The sequence below is a fragment of the Actinomadura sp. NPDC000929 genome (assembly GCF_040492065.1).
Classification (GTDB): Bacteria; Actinomycetota; Actinomycetes; order Streptosporangiales; family Streptosporangiaceae; genus Spirillospora; species Spirillospora verrucosospora.
Genome location: NZ_JBEUPA010000041.1, coordinates 1 through 21,326 on the forward strand (window position 1 = coordinate 1; position 21,326 = coordinate 21,326).

12 protein-coding genes and 1 pseudogene are annotated in these 21,326 nt (G+C 74.1%); 4 read left to right on the forward strand and 9 right to left on the reverse strand.

The features are described 5' to 3' along the window. The 3 genes and pseudogenes from ABWI04_RS17255 to ABWI04_RS17265 form a co-directional block, all read left to right on the forward strand. Positions 1–231: pseudogene (locus ABWI04_RS17255) on the forward strand (DNA polymerase Y family protein); the annotation flags it as partial. A gap of 105 nt (positions 232–336) precedes the next feature. Further along, positions 337–3,606, forward strand: coding sequence for an error-prone DNA polymerase (locus ABWI04_RS17260; protein WP_353833025.1), 3,270 nt, complete (start codon positions 337–339; stop codon positions 3,604–3,606). Positions 3,607–3,734: 128 nt separating this feature from the next. Further along, positions 3,735–5,756 (forward strand): protein kinase domain-containing protein, encoded by a 2,022-nt coding sequence (locus ABWI04_RS17265; protein WP_353833026.1) that lies wholly within the window; start codon positions 3,735–3,737, stop codon positions 5,754–5,756. 21 nt (positions 5,757–5,777) lie between these two features. Here ABWI04_RS17265 and ABWI04_RS17270 read toward each other — a convergent pair whose 3' ends face one another. Then, positions 5,778–6,707 carry a Ppx/GppA family phosphatase gene (locus ABWI04_RS17270; protein ID WP_353833027.1) on the reverse strand — a complete coding sequence of 310 codons (930 nt, stop codon included), beginning with the start codon at positions 6,705–6,707 and terminating at the stop codon, positions 5,778–5,780. 65 nt (positions 6,708–6,772) lie between these two features. Here ABWI04_RS17270 and ABWI04_RS17275 point away from each other — a divergent pair, with 65 nt between their 5' ends. Continuing rightward, positions 6,773–7,204, forward strand: coding sequence for a PH domain-containing protein (locus ABWI04_RS17275; RefSeq protein ID WP_345182452.1), 432 nt, complete (start codon positions 6,773–6,775; stop codon positions 7,202–7,204). On the opposite strand, the gene ABWI04_RS17280 is transcribed toward ABWI04_RS17275, so the two are convergent. From ABWI04_RS17280 to ABWI04_RS17315, 8 genes are all read right to left on the reverse strand, one after another. Then, positions 7,201–8,079 (reverse strand): ribokinase, encoded by an 879-nt coding sequence (locus ABWI04_RS17280; protein ID WP_353833028.1) that lies wholly within the window; start codon positions 8,077–8,079, stop codon positions 7,201–7,203. The two genes, ABWI04_RS17275 and ABWI04_RS17280, sit on opposite strands and share 4 nt — an antisense overlap. Before the next feature lie 67 nt (positions 8,080–8,146). Further along, on the reverse strand, positions 8,147–8,365 hold the full coding sequence (locus ABWI04_RS17285; RefSeq protein WP_345182447.1) for a hypothetical protein: 219 nt from the start codon (positions 8,363–8,365) through the stop codon (positions 8,147–8,149). Positions 8,366–8,469: 104 nt separating this feature from the next. Beyond that, entirely contained in the window at positions 8,470–9,261 is a 792-nt protein-coding gene (locus ABWI04_RS17290; RefSeq protein WP_353833045.1) for an aldo/keto reductase, read from the reverse strand. Positions 9,262–9,398: 137 nt separating this feature from the next. After that, positions 9,399–9,851, reverse strand: coding sequence for a MarR family winged helix-turn-helix transcriptional regulator (locus tag ABWI04_RS17295; RefSeq protein ID WP_353833029.1), 453 nt, complete (start codon positions 9,849–9,851; stop codon positions 9,399–9,401). 101 nt (positions 9,852–9,952) lie between these two features. Further along, complete coding sequence (locus ABWI04_RS17300; protein ID WP_353833030.1) at positions 9,953–13,144, reverse strand: family 78 glycoside hydrolase catalytic domain; 3,192 nt, start codon at positions 13,142–13,144, stop codon at positions 9,953–9,955. 91 nt (positions 13,145–13,235) lie between these two features. Beyond that, positions 13,236–16,376 carry a family 78 glycoside hydrolase catalytic domain gene (locus ABWI04_RS17305; RefSeq protein ID WP_353833031.1) on the reverse strand — a complete coding sequence of 1,047 codons (3,141 nt, stop codon included), beginning with the start codon at positions 16,374–16,376 and terminating at the stop codon, positions 13,236–13,238. Next, positions 16,373–18,415, reverse strand: a complete 2,043-nt coding sequence (locus tag ABWI04_RS17310; protein ID WP_353833032.1) for an alpha-L-rhamnosidase-related protein — start codon at positions 18,413–18,415, stop codon at positions 16,373–16,375. The genes ABWI04_RS17305 and ABWI04_RS17310 overlap by 4 nt, the downstream gene beginning before the upstream one ends. A 92-nt stretch (positions 18,416–18,507) precedes the next feature. After that, entirely contained in the window at positions 18,508–21,285 is a 2,778-nt protein-coding gene (locus tag ABWI04_RS17315; protein ID WP_502913133.1) for a glycosyl hydrolase, read from the reverse strand. Positions 21,286–21,326 lie beyond the last annotated feature (41 nt).

Below are 21,326 nucleotides of genomic sequence, written 5' to 3' on the forward strand. Positions count from 1 at the left end.
GTCGTGGTGTCGGCGCGCTGCGAGGTGTCCGCGCCGCCCGCGACGCTCCGCGTGCGCGGGCGCCCCGCCGCCGTGACCGGCTGGACGGGCCCGTGGCCCGCCGACGAGCGCTGGTGGGACCCGGCCGCCGCCCGCCGCCGCGCCCGGTTCCAGGTCACCACCGACGACGGCGCCGCCTACCTGCTCGCCGTCGAGGGCGGGCGCTGGCACGTCGAGGCCGTCTATGACTGAGCCGCCGTTGACGACCGAGCCGCCGTTCATGACAGAGCCGCCGTTCATGACAGAGCCGCCGTTCATGACAGAGCCGCCGTTCATGACAGAGGGGCTCTCCGGCTGATGGGATGGCACAATCCGCCGATCCCGTGGCGGGAGTTCGAGGAGCGGCTGTCGTGGCGGCCCGGCGGGCGGGCCCCCGAGCCGCCGCCGGAGCCGCCCGGCGTCCCCCGCCGCGCCGAGGCCCGCGTGCCGTGGGCGGAGCTGCACGTCCACTCCTCGTTCAGCTTCCTGGACGGGGCGAGCGACCCCGCCTCGCTGGTCGCCGAGGCGGCGCGGCTCGGCGTGCAGGCGATGGCCGTCACCGACCACGACGGCATGTACGGGGCGGTGCAGTTCGCGCAGGCCGCGGGCGAGGCCGGGATCGGCACGGTGTTCGGCGCGGAGCTGGGCCTCGGCATGCCCGGGCCGCGGACCGGCGAGCCCGACCCGGCCGGCCGGCACCTGCTGGTCCTCGCCCGGGGCGCCCCCGGGTACGCGCGGCTCTGCTCGGCGATCACGTCCGCGCAGCTCGCGGGAGGACGGAAGGGCAGGCCCGTCTACGACGCGGGCGCGCTGGCCGAGGCGCACGGCGGCCACTGGGCCGTCCTCACCGGCTGCCGGAAGGGCCCGGTCCCGGCGGCGCTGGAGGCGGGCGGCCCGGACGCGGCGGAGCGGGAGCTGCGCGAGCTGGTCGGCGCCTACGGCCGCGACAACGTGTTCGTCGAGCTGGTCGACCACGACCAGCCCGACGACGACCTGCGCAACGACGCCCTGTTCGCGCTGGCGCGCCGGGTCGGGGTGGACGCGGTGGCGTCCAACAACGTGCACTTCGCCGCGCCCGGCGCCGACGCGCGGCTCGCGCAGGCCATGGCCGCCGTCCGGGCACGGCGCGGCCTGGACGACATGGCCGGCTGGCTTCCGGCGGGCGGCACCGCCCACGTCCGCAGCGGCGCGGAGATGGCGGGGCGGCTCGCGCGGTTCCCCGGCGTCCGCGAGCGGACGGTCGCGCTGGCGGAGGAGTGCCGGTTCGACTTCGACGTGGTCGCGCCCCGGCTGCCCGACTGGCCCGTCCCGGACGGGCACGACGAGGCGAGCTGGCTGCGGCGCCTGGTGAAGGAGGGCGCGCTCCGGCGGTACGGGCCGCCCGAGAGGGAGCGGGTCTCCGGCGCCTACGAGCAGATCGCCCGGGAGCTGGACGTCATCGAGCAGCTCCGCTTCCCCGGCTACTTCCTGATCGTGCACGACATCGTGGAGTTCTGCCGAAGCAGGGGGATCCTGTGCCAGGGCCGGGGATCGGCGGCCAACTCGGCGGTCTGCTACGCGCTCGGCATCACCGGGGTCGACGCCGTCCGCCACGGCCTGCTGTTCGAGCGGTTCCTGTCGCCGGGGCGGGACGGCCCGCCCGACATCGACCTGGACATCGAGCACCGGCGCCGGGAGGAGGCCATCCAGTACGTCTACGGGAAGTACGGGCGGGAGCGCACGGCGCAGGTGGCGAACGTCATCAGCTACCGCCCGCGCATGGCCGTCCGGGACGCGGCGCGCGCCCTCGGCTTCTCCCCCGGCCAGCAGGACGCGTGGTCGAAGAGCATCGACCCGCGCGACCCCGTCGGGACGGAGGCCGGCATCCCGGCGCCGGTGAAGGAGCTGGCGGACCGGATGCTGGCGCTCCCCCGCCACCTCGGCATCCACTCCGGCGGCATGGTGATCGCGGACCGGCCCGTCGGGGAGATCTGCCCGATCGAGTGGGCGACGATGCCGGGCCGCACCGTCCTGCAGTGGGACAAGGACGACTGCGCGGCGGCCGGGCTCGTCAAGTTCGACCTGCTCGGGCTCGGGATGCTCGCGGCGCTGCACGACTGCTTCGACCTGGTGGCCGAGCACCACGGGGTCCGGCACGACCTCCAGTCGATCCCGCCGGACGACCCGGAGGTCTACGACATGCTGTGCGACGCCGACACGGTCGGGGTGTTCCAGGTCGAGTCGCGGGCGCAGATGGCGACGCTGCCCCGGCTGAGGCCCCGCGAGTTCTACGACCTGGTGGTGGAGGTGGCGCTGATCAGGCCGGGGCCGATCCAGGGCGGATCCGTGCACCCCTACCTGCGGCGGCGCAAGGGCCTGGAGCCCGCCGACTGCCCGCACCCGCTGATGGAGCCGGCCCTGTCCCGCACGCTCGGCGTCCCGCTGTTCCAGGAGCAGATGATGCAGCTCGCCGTCGACTGCGCGGGATTCACCCCCGCCGAGGCCGACCAGCTCCGGCAGGCGATGGGCGCCAAGCGCGCCCCCGAGCGCGTCGAGCGGCTGAGGCGGCGGCTGCTCGACGGGATGGCCGAGCGCGGCATCCCGGCCCCCGTCGCGGAGAGCGTGTACGAGAAGATCCTCGGCTTCACCGGGTTCGGGTTCCCCGAGTCGCACGCGCAGAGCTTCGCGCATCTGGTGTACGCGAGCGCCTGGCTGAAGCGCCACCACCCCGCCGCGTTCACCGCGGCTCTGGTGCGCAACCAGCCGATGGGGTTCTACAGCCCGCAGAGCCTTCTCGCCGACGCCCGGCGGCACGGTGTCGTGGTCCGGGGCGTGGACATCAACGCCAGCGACGTCCATCCCACGCTGGAGGAGCCCGTCGAGGCCGACTCCGGCCATCCCCACGCGCCCGCGACGCCGCAGCCCGCGATCCGGCTGGGGTTGTCGGGCGTCCGCAACCTGGGGGACGACACCGCCGAGGCCGTCGCGGCGGGACGCCCCTACACGAGCATGGAGGACCTCGCCCGCCGCGTGCCGCTGTCGGCCGGCGCCCTGGAGGCGCTCGCCACCGCGGGCGCGTTCGACCGGTTCGGCCTGTCGCGGCGCGAGGCCCTCTGGGCGGCGGGCGCGCTGGCGGGCTCCGGCCCGGGGCGGATCGAGGGCGTCACGCCGGGCGCGTCCGCGCCCGCCCTGCCGGCCATGACACCGATCGAGGAGACCCTCGCCGACCTGTGGGCCACCGGCGTCTCCCACACCCATCCCGTCGCGCACGTCCGGGAGGCGCTGGACGAGCTGGGCGCGCTGCCGTCCGCGCGGCTCGCGGAGACGCCGGGCGAGACCAACGTCGTCGTCGCCGGGCTCGTCACCCACCGGCAGCGCCCGCCGACGGCCGGCGGCATCGTGTTCATGACCCTGGAGGACGAGACCGGCATCATCAACGTGGTGTGCCCGCCGCAGGTGTTCCAGCGGTTCCGCGGCCTGGCCGTCGACTCCCAGGCGCTGCTGGTCGGCGGCCGTCTGGAACGCGTGGACGGGGTCACCAACGTCCGGGCCACCCGGCTGCGCCGCCTGCCGGTCCCCGGCCGCGTCCGGGCCCGGAACTTCCACTGAGACGAGATCGGGCGGCCCGCGCTAGAACCTCACCGCCTCCTCTGTCATCGTATGGAGGCGTTGGGGCCGCGTGCCGCCGTGGAGGCGGTCGCCAAGACGTGGCTCCGTGGGGCGGAAGGTGAGACTCCATGGACGCGACCTCCCTGGGTGAGCTGCGCCCGGACGATCCCTCCCGAATCGGCCGGTACCGCATCGAGGCCAAGATCGGTGAGGGCGGGATGGGCGCCGTCTACCTCGGCCGCGACACCGACGGGCGGGCCGTGGCCGTGAAGGTGGTCCGGGCGGAGCTGGCGGGCGACAGGACGTTCCTCGCGCGGTTCCACGACGAGGCCGCCAACGCCCAGCGCGTGGCGTCGTTCTGCACGGCGCAGGTCCTGGAGCACGGCGAGGACCTCGGCCTGGCCTACATGGTGACCGAGTACATCGACGGGCCGTCGCTGCTCCAGCACGTCAGCGCGAACGGGGCCCTTTCGCCGGGGATGCTGCACGGCGTCGCGGTCGGCGTGGCCGCCGCGCTCGTCGCCATCCACAGCGCGGGCCTGGTGCACCGCGACCTGAAGCCGAGCAACGTGCTGCTGTCCATCTCCGGACCGCGCGTGATCGACTTCGGGATCGCCCGCGCGCTGGACATGGCCTCCTCCCACACCCGGACCGGGCAGGTCGTCGGCACGCCCGGCTGGATCGCGCCCGAGCAGATCACCACGCAGCAGGTCACCCCGGCCGTGGACGTGTTCGCCTGGGGCTGCCTGGTGGCGTTCGCCGCCAGCGGGCGCAACCCGTTCGGGCAGGGCTCGTTCCAGATCATGGCGGCCCGCGCCGTGCACGCCGATCCCGAGATCGGCGACCTGCCGCCGTCGCTGACCGGGCTCGTCCAGGCGTCGCTGCGCAAGGACCCCGCGCAGCGGCCGAGCGCCCGGGAGCTGCTCCTGGCGCTGGTCGGCGGATCCGGCGAGGCGGCCGTGACGACCGAGCTGGGCGAGATGTGGACGGCCCCGCCCGGGGCCCCCGCGGCGGCCCCGGAAGCGACGCGCGCCGCCGACCCGTCGGCCACCTCCCAGGACGTCCCGGCCCCGGTCCCGGCCCCGCGACCCCAGCCGCAGCCCCAGCCCCAGCCCCAGCCGGAGCCGCGGACCGAACCCGCCTACGAGCGCCGCACCGACCCGCCCACCGCGCGGGAGTTCCCGGCGCCCGCCGTCCGGGGGCGGTCGCGGCGCGGCGTATTCGCCGCGTCGGGCGCGGCGGTGCTGCTGGTCGCGGGGGTCGTGGCGGGCGCCGTCTACCTCAACGGCCGCGATTCCCACGGCGCGCGGAACGCCGCGGCGGGTGCGGCGGCGTTCCCGACCGCGCCGATGTTCGTCCGGGTCGACACCGCGCCCGGGTGGCCGACGACGTGCAACGCCGACATCGGCGTCTACAGGCCCGGCGAGGCGTCTCCGAGGACGCTGGTGGGCGGGCCGGGCTGCGACGTCCTCCCCGAGCGGTCGCCGGACGGCAGGCGCGTCGCGTTCACCCGGATGGGCCAGCGGAGCGGCGAGGCCTGGGTGGTGAACGCCGACGGGTCAGGCGCGCGGAAGGTGACCGGCATCGTGCGCGGCACCCGCGTGGCGTGGTCGCCCGACGGCGCCCGCCTGGCCTACGTGGGCGAGAAGGACGGCGTCCGGCAGATCTTCGCCATGGCCGTCGGGGGCGGCCAGGTCACCCAGCTGACCACCGACGACTCCCTCAAGGACGACCCGATGTGGTCGTCCAAGGGCAAGCTCGTGTTCTGGAGCAAGCGCGACGCCGACGTGGAGCAGATCTACACCATGGACGCGGACCGGCCGGGCGGCGCCTGGACGCGGATCAGCAGGGACGGCGTGCGCGCGGTCGACCCGGAGTGGTCGCCCGACGGCTCCAAGATCGCCTACGTCCGGGGACCGGCCACCGCGAGCGACATCTGGATCATGAACGCCGACGGGTCCGGCGCGCACGCGCTGACGTCCGGGGCGGCGCGCGACATGGACCCGGCGTGGTCGGGCGACGGCCGCTGGCTCGCCTACGTGCGCGGCGAGGTCACCGACCCGGTGATCCGCGCCGTCCGCGCGGACGGCACCGGCGACCGCGCCGTCACGCCCGAGGGCCGGGTCCTCGGCCACCCGAACTGGTCGTGAGGGCCGGACCGCTCCCCGCGCTCAGCCGGTGATCATGTCGAGGCGACGCAGGATGACGCCCTCGCGCAGCGCCCACGGGCAGACCTCCAGTTCCGGCAGCTCGAACAGGTCCATCGCCGCGTCGGCGACGATCGCGCCCGCGAGCAGCTGCGGGGCGCGCCGCTCGGACACCCCGGGCAGCTCGGCGCGCTCGGCGGAGGGCATCGCGGCGAGCTTGTCGGTCCACTCGGTGAGGGCCTCGCCCGCCAGGACGCGCCGCTGGTAGGGGCCGTCGGCCGTCGGGGCGGCGCCGCCGATCCGGGCGAGCTGCTTGAACGTCTTGGACGTGGCGACCGCGTGGTCGGCCGCCCCGTACCGGGCGACGTCCCCGACCCGCCGCGCGATCTCCGCGCGGACGTGCCGGCGCAGTTTGCGGACCTCCTCGGCGGGCGGCGGGTCGGCGGTGAACCAGTCGCGGGTGAGGCGCCCGGCGCCGAGCGGCAGGGAGAACGCCGCGTCCGGCTCCTCGTCGATGCCGGAGGCGACCTCCAGCGAGCCGCCGCCGATGTCCACCACGAGCAGGCGCCCCGAGGACCAGCCGAACCAGCGCCGGACGGCGAGGAAGGTCAGCCGCGCCTCCTCCTCGCCGGACAGCGCCCGGATGTCGATCCGCTTGTCCGCGCGGATGCGCGCCAGGACGTCGTCGCCGTTGGAGGCGTCGCGGACGGCGGAGGTGGCGAACGCGACCAGGTCCTCCACGCCCTTGTCCTCGGCGACCTGGAGCGCCTCGTCGACGAAGTCGCGCAGCAGCGTCTCGCCCTCTTCGGAGAGCCGCTCGCCGTCCGCCAGATGGTCGGCGAGTCTCAGGTCCGCCTTGTGGGAGTACGCGGGGAGGGGCCGCGCGCCCTGGTGGGCGTCCACCACCAGGAGATGCACCGTGTTCGAGCCCACGTCCAGCACACCGAGTCGCATGGCCCCGACGCTATCGGACCGATCCATGGCGCGGGCAGGGCCCGGCGGGGGCTATGGTCGGCGGCATGGAGGCGGCTCACGAGCGGCGGTGGCGCGTACCGCCAGGTCATGTGGTGGTCAAGTGCGCGGCGGCGGCGGCCGTCACGGCGCTGCTCGTGCTGTACTCCCACGACCCCCAGTTCCGGTTCCTGGCGGGCGCGGCGGCGATCGGCCTGAACGTGCTCGCGCTGCGCGACCTGATCGCCCCGGTCCGGCTCGCCGCAGACCGCGAGGGCCTCACCGTCGTGACCGGCTACGCCCGGCGCCGCCGGCTGCGCTGGGACGAGGTGGTCTCCATCCGGGTGGACGAGCGGCGCCGGCTGCTGCTGCACACGCGGATCCTGGAGATCGAGACCGCCGACGACCTGTACCTGCTCAGCGCGTTCGACCTGGGCTCGGACGTCCACGACGCCGCCGACGAGCTGTACCGGCTGCGCCCGCACCGGCCCGTGAACTAGAGGGCGGGCACCTCGTCCGGCGTGGGGAACGAGCTCTGCGCGCCGGGGCGGCGGACAGCCGCGGCGCCGACCCGGGCGGCGTAGCGGGCCGCCTCCCGCAGGGAGTCGCCGCGCGCGAGCCGCAGGCACAGCGCAGCGGTGAAGGCGTCCCCGGCGCCCGTGGTGTCGACGGCCTCCGACCGCGGGGACGGGACGGCGGAGGTGCCCTGGCCGTCGGCGACGACAACGCCGTCGGCGCCGACCGTGACCGCGACCGAGCGGGGTCCGGACCCGGCGAGCGCCGCCGCCATCCGGCCGGGGTCGCCGGCCCCGCCGAGCAGGAAGGCGGCCTCGTGCTCGTTGACGACGAGGGGGTCGCAGAGGGCGAGCAGCCCGTCCGGGACGGGCGCGGACGGCGAGAGGTTCAGCACGACCCGGCGGCCCGCGCGGGCGGCGAGCCCGGCGGCGGCCTCCACCGCGGGCAGCGGCACCTCCATCTGCAGCGACACGACCGGGGCGCTCTCGATCAGCGCGCGGGCCGCCTCGACGTCGGCGGGGCCGAGCCTGGCGTTGGCGCCGGGCGAGACGATGATGCTGTTGTCGCCGTCCGGCCCGACCGTGATCAGCGCGACGCCCGTCGGGACGCCCGGCGTGGCCGCCAGGTGCGCGAGGTCCACGCCGGCCGCGGCCAGGGCGTCGCGCAGCAGGGCGCCGTGCCCGTCGTCGCCGACCCGGCCGACGATCGCGGCCCGGCCGCCGAGCCGCGCCGCCGCGACCGCCTGGTTGGCCCCCTTGCCGCCCGGATGCGTGGCCAGGTCGGACCCGAGCACGGTCTCCCCCGGCGCGGGCCGCCGCTCCACCCCCACCACCAGGTCGGCGTTGAGCGATCCGACCACGGCGACGTCACACCTGCGCTGTCCCACCAGTAACCGACTACACGCGCGGGGGGCGTCCGCGCAACCGCTATCCCGAGCGCAGCTCCGCCAGGTCGACGATCTCGGCGAGATCATCGACCGTCGGGTAGTAGCCGCGGCCGACGGGCACCCCGTCCCGCGTCACCAGCAGCGCCGTGGCCCCCCGCACTCCGGCGAAGTCCGCCCACACCCCGTGCGCGCCGGTCAGCCGCACCGCCGTCACCCGTAACCCGCCGGGCCCCGTCCAGCTCCCCCGCTCCTCCCCCATGCACGGAACGTTACGCTCGACCACCCAAGGTCACGATCTTGGGGTCTCCCGGCGGCGACCGAGCGCGTGGTGACGGTCCCCGAGGGGCGCGTCGTGCCGGGGGGCTAGTCCGTCTCGAACGTCGCCGGGTCGGGCCCGAAGCGCAGGCCCTTGTCCATCTCGCCGAGCGTCTTCATGTCGTCCGGCGTCAGCTCGAAGCCGAACACGTCGATGTTCTCCGCGATCCGGGACGGCGTCGCCGACTTCGGGATGACCACGTTCCCGATCTGCAGGTGCCAGCGCAGCGCGACCTGGGCGGGGGTGCGGCCGTGGGCCCGGGCGATGCGGTCGAGCGCGGGGTCGTCCAGGAGCCCGTGCCCCTGGCCGAGCGGCGCCCACGCCTCGGTGCGGATGCCGTGGTCGCGGTGGAAGGCGCGCATCCCGTCCTGCTGGAAGTACGGGTGCAGCTCGATCTGGTTGACGGCGGGGACCACGTCGGCCTCGTCGATGACGCGCCGCAGCGTCTCCACGGTGAAGTTGGAGACGCCGATCGAGCGGACCCGCCCGTCGTGCTTCAGCCGTTCCAGCGCCCGCCAGGTCTCCAGGTACAGGTCGCGGCCCGGCATCGGCCAGTGGATCAGGTAGAGGTCCAGGTATTCCAGGCCGAGGCGGCGCAGGCTCGCCTCGTAGGCGCGCATCGTGGCGTCGTAGCCCTGGTCGCTGTTCCACACCTTGCTGGTGACGAACAGCTCGTCGCGCGGCAGCTCCGACGCGCGCAGGGCGCGCCCCACGCCTTCCTCGTTGCCGTAGGCGCTGGCGGTGTCGATGCTGCGGTAGCCGTTCCGCAGGGCGATCGTCACGGCGCTCTCGGCCTCGTCGTTCCCCACCTGGAAGACCCCGAAGCCGAGCTGCGGCATCGCGGTCCCGTCGATGAGGTCCACGTTCGGTACGGTCACGGTGTCCCTCCTCCCTCGACTGTGTACCGTGCGCTCTCCTGCCCTGAGACGTGCCGTCAAACATGGCGGGCCCGCCGTTCGCCCGGCCCGCGGGCGGTCTAGGCGCCCCGGTCTCGGTCGCGCTGGGAGCGGGCGATCTCGGCGAGCGCGTCCCTGAAGACGGTGAAGCGCTCGTCGCCGAGGGCCCGCCGGTGGCGGTCCTCGATGGAGGCGAGGATCGCGCGGGCCTTGGCGATCTCGTCGAGGCCGCGCCCGGTGGGCACGACGCGCTTGGCGCGGCGGTCGCCCGGATCGGGTTCGCGGCGGACGTACCCGAGCTCCACCAGCTCGTCCACGATCGTGCCGACGATCTGCTTGTGCTGCCCGGACCGGGCCGACAGCTCGGTCGCGCGCAGGCCCTCCGGTTCGAGGAAGGCCAGGACGGTGCCGTGCCGCGGCCGGACGTCGGGGTGCCCCTGCTCGGCGAGCCGGCGGAACAGCTCCTCCTGGAGCGCCCGCGCCAACCGGCCCGCCAGCACGCCCAGGTCGGGCCCCCGTCGTTCCGCGTCCACGCGATCCCCGCCCTCTGAAGCCCTGCCATCACGGATCCTGACTGTCAACAACCGTGACTTTAGCGCCCCGGAGGGCGGGGACCCGACCGCTCATCCGGCCGTCACGCCACCCCCTGGAAGGTCCAGTCGCCGGAGCCGACCTCGAAGACGGCGCGGCCGTTCTGGACGCCGATCCACCCGGCCCCCTCCGGCGCCTTCGGCCGCGCGGACCCGCCGAGGAGCGGGTACTCCACGCGGGCCCGCGTGCCCGGCGGGACGGTGACGTCCAGCCGGAGCCTCTTCCCGGCGCGGCGCCACGAGGACGCGGCGCGCCCGCGCGGCGTCTCGTAGGTCGCGGCCGCGTAGGTGACGTCCCCGACGACCGCCGGCCGGACGAGGAGGGTCGCGTACCCGATCGAGTCGTCGGCCTGGCCGAGGCCCGCGAGGCCGGCGTGGAACCACTCGTCGATCGCGCCGAGCATGAAGTGGTTCTGCGAGTTCCCCGAGGTGGGCCCGTCCCAGTTCTCGGTCAGCGAGGTCGCGCCGTGCACGACCTGGTAGCCGTAGCTGGGGTTGCCGGTCTGCGTGGCGACGGCGTGGATGACGTCGTCGCGCCCGGCGGCGGACAGCACGTGGAACACCGACGGCAGCGCGATCTCGCCGACCGTCAGGTGGTAGCCCTTGGCCTCGATGCTCTTCACCAGGTGGGCCAGGACGGCTTCTCTCCTGTCCGCCGGCACGACCCCCATGTCGAGAGCGAGGGCGTCGCACGCCTGGCTCCCGGACCCGTAGGTGTCGCCGGTGGCGTACTTCGCGTTGAACGCCGAGCCGATCTCGCCCGCGAGCGCCCCGTACCGCGCGGCGTCGGCGTCCTTCCCGACGACCTCGGCGATCCGCGCGAGGGCGGTGACGGCCCGGTGGTAGCCGAAGGTCGCGGTCACCCCCTTCGGGGTGCTGTCGTCGAAGGTGATCCAGTCGCCGAGGCCGTAGTCGAGCAGATGCCCCTTCGCCTTCGCGGACAGGTAGTCCACGTAGCGGACCATGTTCGGGTAGTAGGCCCGCAGCGTCGCCTCGTCGCCGTACGCGCGGTACATCTGCCAGGGCGCGAACACGATGACGTTGCCCCAGTTGGGGTCGTCCCTGAACCCGCCGGAGAACACCGTGAACTCGGGCGCGATGTCCGGGACGAGGCCGTCCTCGGTCTGGGCCTCGGCGATGTCGCGGACGAGCTCGCCGTAGTAGGCCGTGACGTCGTAGTTGCGGGCGACGGCGGGGAACACGAGGTTGGCCTGCTCCAGCCAGCCGAGCTTCTCGCGGTGCGGGCAGTCGGTGAGGACGGAGTACATGTTGCTCTGCACGGCCCGGTCGATGATCTTGTGAATGTCGTTGAGGAGGCCGTGCGAGCTGGTGAACGAGCCCGCCCTGGCGTTGCCCGCGCGCAGGACGATCCCGGTGACGGTGCCGTCGTCCGGCTCCCCCGGCAGCCCTTCGAGCTGGAGGTAGCGGAAGCCGTGGTAGCAGAACCGGGGATGCCACGTCTCGGTGCCGTCGCCGGAGAGGGTGTAGGTGTCCCAGATGGGCGAGCCGGTGGTGTGCTGGCTGACGGTCCCGTCGGCGTTGAGCAGCTCGCCGGGGCGCATCGTCACCTTCGTCCCGGCCGGGCCGCTGACGCTCAGCAGCGGCCAGCCCGCGAAGTTGACGCCGAGGTCGACGACGTGGACGCCGGCCTTCGGGCTGGTGATCTTCTTGGCGCGGAGGGTCTCGACGGGGACGATCGGCGGCGCCATGCGGGCCGCGAGCCGGGCGGTGGGCGCGGCGACGCGCACCGCGGCCGTCCAGTCCCGCCGGGTGCGGCGCGCGTCGTGGTCCTCGCCGCCGTACCAGTTGGTGAACGTGGTCGCGCCGAGCGCCGTGCGCCAGGACGCGTCGGACGCCACGACCTCGCGCGACCCGTCGGTGTAGGTGATCTCCAGCTGGCCGATGAACGCGGGCTTGCCGTCCGAGCGGGTGAGCTTCTCGTAGCGGCCGGGCGTCGGAGGCACGTGAGCCATGCCGGTGCCCAGCTCCACCTCGACGGTGTTGCCGCCGCGGTGGAGCAGCCTGGTCACGTCGTAGGTGGAGTAGACGATCCGCTCCTTGTACTTGCTGTAGGGCGGTTCGAGGACGGCGTCGCTGACGGGACGGCCGTTCACGGTGACGTCGAGGACGCCGAGGGCGGTGGCGTACAGGCGGGCCGTGCGGACGCGCCTGTCGATCGTGAACTCGCGCCTGAAGACGGGAAGGGCCTCGGGCTGGCGGCGCAGCGGCGGCGGCGCCTCCTGGCCCCTGACCGTGGCGGCCGTGTCGAACGCCGTGCCGTCGCCGGAGGTCTGGACGGTGAAGTCCTCCGGGAAGTTGGGGGTCCTGCCGTCGTCGGTCGTCTCGTCCGTGCGCGGGTAGAGCAGGATCCGGTCGAACCGCTGTTCCCTGCCGAGGTCGATCTGCACCCAGATGGGCGCGGCGAGGTCCTGGTCCTTGCGCTCCAGGCTCGTGTAGCCGAAGGGCGCGGCGTCGCTGGTGAGGTTGCCGTCCGTGACGGCCTTCGGCTCCCACTGGCCCCCGACGGTGTAGCTCTCCGACGCGGTGACCGGCGCCCTCGCCGCGAGGTTCGGGCCCGACGCCCCGTCCTGCACCTGGATCTCGGCGAGCTGGAGCCGCGACACCTTGTAGGGCCAGCCCTCCTTGATCGGCAGACCGAGCCGGGTCACGTTCACCCGGACGTACCGGGCGGTGCGGGCGGCGAACGCGACCGTCGCGGGCGCGGGCGCCGGGTCGGCCGACCACACCGGGTTCCCGATCCACGCGGCCGTCCAGTCGGCGGGGGCGAGCAGGCCCATCTCGAAGTGGGACGGCTCGCTCCACGCGGACGCGCGGCCCTGCCCGTCCCACACGCGGACCTGCCACGACGCGCGCTGCCGGGACTTCAGCGCACGTCCCGCGTACACGGCCGAGACGGCGCCTCCGGCGACCTTGCCGGAGTCCCACAGGTCGGGGTGGGCGAGGCGGGCGTCCGTGGTCGCCACGCGCACCTGGTAGGCGCTCTGCACGGCGTCGCGCGGCCCGGCGGCGAACCGCCAGCCGAGCGTCGGCGCCGTGTCGTCGATGCCGAGCGGGGCCGGCAGGTGGTCGACCCTCAGGCCGGTGGGGTGCAGCGTCCGGTGGGGGGCGGCCGCCGGCGCCGCCAGGGCGGGCGCCGCTACCGCGCCGCTCGCCGTGACCGCGGCGGCGGCGACCCCGCCTGCCTGGACGAACCTTCTCCGCGACAACTCGTTCATGCTGGGCTCCTCGGGGGGGTGGGTGGAGCGGTAGGGGGAAAGGCGGGGCGCCGGTCCGGTGGGTGCCGGTCCGCGCCCACCGGACGGTGCGTCAGGGGGCGGTGCCGTGGAAGGTGTGGGTGCCGGAGCCGACCACGGCGGGCTCGGCGGTACCGGGGACGTGCACCCGCGCGGTCGTGCCCGCCGGGACCGTGACCTGGAGGGTGACCTTGCCGTCCTCCAGCGTCCAGGAGGAGCGGACCTCGCCGAACGGCGTCCGCCGGGTGGCGGAGGCGCTGGTGAGGTCGCCCACCACGGCCGGGGCGATGACCAGGTCTCGGTACCCGGCGGAGCCGGGCGCCTGCCCGATGCCGGCGAGCCGGCCGGAGAACCAGGAGTCGATCGCGCCGAGCATGAAGTGGTTCTGCGACTGACCGGCGCCGCCGTCCCACGACTCGCCCAGGGCGGTGTTGCCGTGGGCGACCTGGTACCCGTAGCTCGGGCTGTCCGTCTGCGTCGCGACCTTGTAGATGACGTCGTCGGGCAGGACGCGGAACGCCGACGGCAGCGAGATCTCGCCGAGCAGCAGGTGGTATCCGGCGTTCCGGACACTGGCCACCAGGTGGTCCAGCAGCCGCCGGCGCTGGTCGGCGGGCACGGCGCCCATGTCCAGCGCGATGGCCTCGGCGCCCTGGCCGCCGCCCCCGAAGGTGCCGGTCGCGGGGTCGTAGAGCTTGTCCGACAGGGCCTTGGCGCTCCTGTCGGCCTTGGCCCGGTAGGCGGCGGCGCCGGCCTCGTCGCCGAGCGCGCCGGCGATCCGGGACATGGTGTCGGCGATCCGCCACCACCCGTACGTCCCCGAGACGACCTTCGGGAACGTGCGGTCGGGGGTGAACCAGTCGCCCAGGGTGTAGTCGGTCAGCCCGTCGGAGACGCGGCCCTCGATGTACGCGGCGTACCGCTTCATCGCGCCGTAGTACGTCCGCATGGTCTCGGTGTCGCCGTAGTTCAGGTAGAGCTGCCAGGGGACGGCGACGAACGCGCCGCCCCAGTTGGAGTCGTCCCTGTAGGTGCCCGGCAGGACCGTGTAGTCCGGGACCGTGGACGGGACGAGCCCGGCCTCGGTCTGCGCGTCCGCCATGTCCTGGACGATCTTGCGGAGCTGGGCGTGCACGTCGTAGTTGGCGGCGAGCGCGTCGCCGACGAGGTGGTCCTGCTCCAGCCAGCCGAGCTTCTCCCGGCTCGGGCAGTCGGTGAGGACGCTCATCATGTTCCCCTCGATGGCCCGGCGGATCAGCCCGTGGATGCCGTTGAGGAGGTCGTTGGACGAGCTGAACGAGCCCGCGGAGTCGTTGTCGGCGCGCAGCACCTGGCCCCGGACGGAGATCGTCGCGCCTTCCGGCAGGCCGCGCACCTCCAGGTAGCGGAAGCCGTGGTAGGAGAACCGCGGATGCCACGTCTCGGAATCCGCGGTGCGCGTCGTGTACTCGTCCCACAGCGGCGCCCCGACGTTGCTGGCCGACTGGAACGCGCGGCCGTCCTTGAGGCTCTCGGACGGCAGGATCCGCACGGACGTCCCTGCCGGGGCCTGGACGGTGATCTCCGGACGGCCCGCGATGTTGCGGCCGACGTCGAAGACCCGGTAGCCGTCGCCCGCCCCGATCTGCCGTCCCTCCAGCGTCTCGGCGACACGGACGGGTTCGGCGACCCGCCCGCTCAGCGCGCCGGGCGCCGTGACGGGCACGGCCGCCTCCCAGCCGGAGCGGGACGCGCCCGGCCTGTCCCAGCCGGGCCGCTCGCGGCGGGCGTCGTGGTCCTCGCCTCCGTACCAGTTGGAGAACGTGACGGGTCCGAGGACGGTCTTCCACGTGCCGTCGCTGGCCACCCGCACGACGCGGCCGTCGGCGAGGGTGACCTCCAGCTGGGCCATCAGCTTGGGGTCGCTGATCGTCCCGCTGAACTTGCGGTAGCGGTCGGGCGTGGAGATCACGTTGGCGATGCCGTTGCCCAGCTCGACGCCGAGCGTGTTTCCGCCGGAGCGCAGCATCCTCGTGACGTCGTACGTCGCGTACTGGACGCGCTCGGCGTACGCGGTGTTGGCCGGCTCCAGTTCGGCGTCGCCGACGCGGTGCCCGTTCAGCCGGGCCTCGTAGACGCCGAGGCCGGCCACGTAGAGGCGGGCCCGGCGGACGCCGCCGGGCAGCCCGAAGTCCTTCGCGAAGATCGGCAGCGCCTCGGGGACGAGGGACTCGGGCGGCTCCTGGCCGGTGACCGCCGCCTTCGCCGCGAAGGGCCCCTCGGCCGAGTCGGAGGCGGCGACCGAGAAGTCGACGGGGGCGTACGGGACCTTGCCGCCCTCGACGCCCTGGTCCGTGCGCGGGTAGAGGAGGACCTCGTCGAAGTCCTTGGCCGCCTGGAGGTCCACGGTGAGGGTGAGCGGCTTGTCGGAGACGTCCGCCTTGCCGTAGGCGGAGCTGGACCAGCCGGCGAACTCCTGGTTCGTGGTCTGCGTGCCGTCGGTGAGGTAGCGGGTCCCCCACTTGCGGTTGACGTTGCCGCCGTTGTCGGACGCGGTGACGGTCCTGCCCTTGGCGAGGTTGGTGTCCGGGTCGCCGGAACTGCGCACCTCCAGTTCGGCGAGCTGGAGCCGCCAGGTCCGGTCCGGCAGCTGCTCGACCTTGGGCAGGCCGAGCCTCGTCACGTCCAGCCGAACGTAGCGCGCGGTGGTCTTCGGCAGCTTCACCACGATGGGGGCGGGCTTCTTGCCGGTGACCTGCCAGTCCTTCTGGCCGATCCAGCCGCCCCGCCAGTCGCTCTGGGACGTCAGGCCCGTCTCGAACCAGGACGGCGACGACCAGCCGGAGGGCCGGGGGCCCGTCCAGACGCGGACGCGCCAGTACACCCGGGTCCGGCTGCCGATCGGCTTGCCCGCGTAGTCGGCGCGCTGGCCGGCGGACGCCACCCGGCCGGAGTCCCAGAGGTCGGGGCTTCCCTCCCGCAGGGCCTTCTCGCTCGTGGCGGCCTGGATCCGGTACGCGGTCTGGGTGACGTTCCGCCCGCCCTGGAGCTGCCAGGTCAGCGGCGGCGTCGTGTCGTCGATGCCGAGGGCCTGGCCGAGGTCGGCGGCCTTCAAGCGGGTGACGTGGGCCTCCGCGTCCGCGTGAACCGGGGCGGCCAGGAAGGTCAACGGGAGGGCGACGGTGACCGCGGCGGCCGCCAGGCCGCGCAGTGGCCTGCGCGAGGCGGTGGTCATGCGCGGTCGCTCTGGAGCCGGTGGGACCCGCGCAGCCCCTCGATGTAGACGTACTCGCCGTCGCTGTGGACGCCCTTGGCTCGTGCGCGGGCGCCGTCCCAGACGAGGCGTCCGTCGACGCGGACCTCGACCCGGGCGCCGAACGTCGGCACGCCGGCGCGGCCGACGGTGGTGCCCGGAGCCTTCAGGTGCGCGGAGTAGGTCCCGCCGGAGACCTTCCAGGAGGCGTCGACCGCGCCGACCGGCGTGGTGATCCGGCCTTGCGCGAACGTGAGGTCGGCCGGGTGCGGGACGAAGTCGAACGACCGCCCGCCCGTGCCGGTGGGGTTCAGGCCGAGGACGGAGAACGTGAGGGCCGGGGTCGGGCCCGTCGCCCAGGCGTGCGCGAGGCTGACGTAGGAGCTGCAGAAGACGCACCCGTCCCCCGGGTTGCGGAACGACTCCCAGAAGGTGCTGCCGGTCCCCTCCGGGTGGTTGAGCATGTAGCCCCACTGGCGCCGGATGATGTCCACGCCGGCCTGGTCGGCGGCCTGGCCGCCGGCGGCGAAGTGGGCGTTCACCTCCATGGAGCCGGAGAAGACGCCGGGGTTGCCCTTGTTCTCGGGGGCGGTCGAGGTGATCTCGTTCCAGTTGCCCTTGAGGGACTCGCTGATGCGGCGCGCCTGCCGCCGGTCCGCGAGGCCGTACCAGACGGCGAGGGAGTTGTCCGCCTGCGGGTGGATCGTCGAGTTCGGATAGAACTTGTACGCGCCGGCGGCCTCGTCCCAGAAGTTCGCGTTGATGGCGGTCCGGAGCGCGGCGGCCCGCTCGGCGTAGGACGCGGCCAGGGAGTCGTCGCCCTGCGCCTTGGCGAGCTGCGAGCCGGTGTCGAGGACGCGCCACATCAGCACGTTCGCGATGAGGTTCTCGCCCTTGGCCAGGATCCGGACGGAGTCGGACGTCCCGGTGATGGACACCAGGCCCTTGTCGTCCATCTTCCGGGTGATGAAGTCGACGCCCTTCCGGTACCGGTCCCACACGCCGGACACCCAGCCCGTGTCGCCGGTGTAGCGGTAGTAGTCCCAGCTCGCGGCGAGCGTCCACAGGTGGTAGGTGTCCGAGCCGTACTTGTTCAGCTCGGGCCCGGCGTAGGGGAGCTCGCCGGTGTCGCGCTGGTGCTGGTACACGGTGGTGAGCGCGTTGCGGGCGGACTCGGTGTCGTTGAACGCCGCGTAGGCGCTCGGGATCTCGATGCCGAGGTCGCCGGGCCAGACCGTCCGGTCGCGCTTGGCGCCGTCCACCAGGATCGTGTCGCCGACGCCGATGTCGCCGGTGCTGTCCCACAGCGCCGCCGGGGGCTCCCAGACCCGGCCCGTCTTCGGGGAGATCGTGTTGAGCTGGACGGTGTAGGCGCCCGCGTACCAGATGCGGTTGAGCAGGTCGTCGCTCGAATAGAAGTAGTTCGCGTACTTCGACGGGTCCTTCATCGCCGGCGCGGGGGTGAAGGACAGCGACACCCTGTCCAGGTCGACCCGGCCGCCGGAGGACAGGAAGATCGTCAGGTAGCGGAAGCCGCCCCGGAGCAGTTCGGGGGGCGTGGTGTAGGACGTGGCGCCGTCGACGTCAACGGAGAGGGCGCCGTCGCGGCTGCGGGGGCCTCCGGTCGACGCGTCGCTCGTCGTGTCCACGTAGGTGGACGACTCGGAGAACGCGACGCCGACCTTCTGCGGGCCGTCCGACCCGGCGAAGTGCAGCGTGGTGAGTCCGCTGACCTCCTTGCCGAAGTCGAGCGTGACGGACGATCCGGCCCCGGTCAGGCTGGTCGTGCCGCCCTTCAGGACGGCGGCCGGGTCCGCCACGGTGCCGCTGGTCCTGAAGACCGACACCGGGTGGAGCGTCCGCGACGAGGGAGACAGGTTGTAGCGCTGCCACGGGGCCGCGTCGCGGCCCGGCTCGGCGTAGGCGGTGCCGAGCGGGGCCGCCTGGGCGGCGGTGAGGGCGGACAGTCCGAGAGCGACGGCGGCTACGCCGCGACGGCGCCTGGATACGCTGGTGTGCATGGGTTCCTCGCGAATGTGTTCTTAGCGGGACATGGGGTGAGGGGTCCACCGTGCGGGAGGGCGGGCCAACGCCCTCCCGCACGTTCGGCGGTTCAGCGGGCGGGGACCACCGCCTCGCCGTAGGGAACGAGCCTGACCGGCCCGACCAGCCCGTACCTCTGGCGGGACGCGCCGCCGTACACGCCGGGGTCGGAGACGCGGAGCCGGTTGTTCAGCGTCGTGGCGACCTCGACCTCGATCGTGTTGGCGCCCCGGCGCAGCCAGGGGCCGATGTCCACGACCGGGACGATCACGCTGACCGGGAGCCGGTGGCCGTTGACGGTCACGCGGCAGGTGTCGAAGACCTCGCCGAGCTCCAGCACCGCGCCGCCGCCCGTCCAGTCCACGGTGGTGCTGTAGGTGCCGATGCCGGAGACGTCCGCGAGTTCGGGGATGTCCGGCCACGCCTTGAGCCCGTCGAGCTCCAGGTCGTGCCGCTTCACTCCGTCCGGCGTCATGTCCTCCACCTGGAGCCGCCAGGCGGTGAGGGTCCGCGCCTCGGGCACGGCGCCGATCACGGTCTGCACGGTGCGGCCGCCGCGCAGCGTGGTGGAGTAGGTGCCCGCGGCCCTCGCGCGGGCGACCAGGCGCTGCCGGTCGACGCGGAGCTCGGCCTGCGAGGCGGTGGCGGACGGGGCCTCACCGCCGCGCGCCAGAATGATCACGGTGGCCTCGGACGGCTGCAGCGCCACCCGCAGCGTGATCGTGTCGCCCTCCTCGCGGTAGACGGCGACCCGCTCGGTCTCGCCCGTCCACAGGTCCAGCCGGTACGGGACGGCCTCGCGGTCGGACCGGGTGAAGGTGACCTCGTGGTCGATCGCCGCGACCGGCGGCTTGACGGTCTCGGCGTGCTTGCCGTTGCAGAGGTAGAAGTAGTCGGCGCGGCCGTCCCGCCGGTGGGCGGTGAGGAGCGTGGACGCCTCCGCGTAGGCGACCGCCGGGCGCAGGCCGAGGTCGGCCAGCGCCCCGGGCACGTCGGCCTCGGCGGCGACGACGCGGACGCGCGGCTGCGCGAACACCTGCGTGAGGACGGCGCGCAGCTGCTCGTTCTCGCCGTGGCGCGCCAGGCCGGGGACGGTCGCGGCCGACCAGTCGCCGAGGAACACCAGCGGCAGGCCCGCCTTCGTCAGCCTGAGCATGGTGCGGGCGGTGCCGAGCGGCAGCGTGCACTCGTTGCCGCCGAAGCGGTCGCCCTCGACGAACACGACCTTGTAGGCGGGGCCGTCGGGGGCGAGCCGCCCGCCGGACACGGTCGCGGACGGCAGGTCGAGCAGCGGCGCGCTGATGAGCTGGTGCGTCCAGCCCAGCGGAACGCCGCTCTTGGTGAACCACCCGGCGCCGATGCCGGTCTTGGTGTAGCCCTTCTGGCGGAACACGGCCACGTCGATGCGGCTCTTGCCGGCCTGCATGGCCAGGTGGACGCGCGCCAGGTAGCCGGCCACGTCGGGGACGTGCCGCCAGGTCGGCTGGCGCGGTCCCCACGACTCGGAGAACCCGATGCCGCCGTTGTAGGGGGTGAAGGCCGCGAAGCCCGGCCACGCCGCCCCCGGCGCGGCGGCGTAGGAGAAGCCGTGCAGGACGGTCTGGTTGAGCCCGGCCGCGTAGGCGCCGCCCATCGTGCGGAGGAACTTGCCCCAGGTGGTGTTGTAGGCGCCGCCCTGGTAGGCCCCCGCCTCGCAGGAGAGGACCTTCCGTCCCCCCATGTCGCGGCCGCCGGCGAGGGCGCGGTAGTCGTCCAGGTTCTTGAACCCGAGCGACTCGCCCTCCGGGACGTCCAGGATCGCGGCGGTGTGGATGGCGTCGGTCTCCAGCCCGTACGGCTGCGCGCGGTACTCCAGCCCGATCGAGTGCGCCCACTTCGCGAGCGCCGCGAAGTGGAACTCGTTGAACAGGTCGGAGACCGTCTGCCAGAAGTCGTGGCGGACGTGGGCGGTGGTCGCCGCGTCGTAGGCGAACTTGGTGTTCTCCTTGAGGCGGACGATCACCGGCAGGTACGGCATGAGGTCGTAGCCGCGGCGGCGCCGGAACTCGGCGGGCAGGTCGGGCGTCCAGTTCAGCGCCGCCGTCTCCAGCTCGATCGAGTCCTCGAACAGCGTCCCGCCCGCCCGCTTGATCAGCTTGCGGATGTCGCGGGTGAGCAGGCGCGCCTCCCAGAACGCGGTGACGGCGCGGGTCCCGGCGCGGCTGAAGTGGTCGACGACGCAGCTGTCCGGGGACGAGTGCGGGCCGGACTCCGGCCGCTGCCCGCTGCCGCGCCGCCAGTAGGAGAACAGCAGCCAGTCGCCGCCCTCCGGGGCCGTCCAGGTGATCCGCTCCCCCGCGACCTTCGAGGTCAGGTCGGTGAACGACGCGGGGTCGAGGCCGGTCTCCTTGCGGGTGGTGTTCGCGGCGGCGGTCCGCACGGCGTGCACGGCGACGAGGTGCCGCCTCGTCACGCCGTCCTCGGGCGCGGTGACCGGCTCGGGGACCGGGCCGTCATGGGTGGCGCCGCCCGCGACGGGCACCGTCCCGTACGCGAGTTCCTGGACGGCGGCCTCGTCGTCCGGCGTGATCGTCGGGACGGCGGCGGGCCAGGCCGGGCCGATCGTCAGGTCGACGGTCACGCCGCGCCGTTCCGCCTGGTCGAGCGCTGCCTCCACGCCGGCGTTCCAGGCCGGGGTGCCCCAGCCGTGGCCCGCCGGGTCCAGGACGGACTTGTCGCGGATGCTGTGGTGCACCGCGACGATCTCCGCGCCGCCGAACCCGGCGTCCGCGATCTGGTCGATCTCGCGCCGGATCTCCGCCGGGTCGACCAGGCCGTCCGGCCACCACCAGCGGAACCGGGGCCGCACCGCCGCGCCGGGGCGGGCGAACCCGCCCGCCGCCGGCCCCG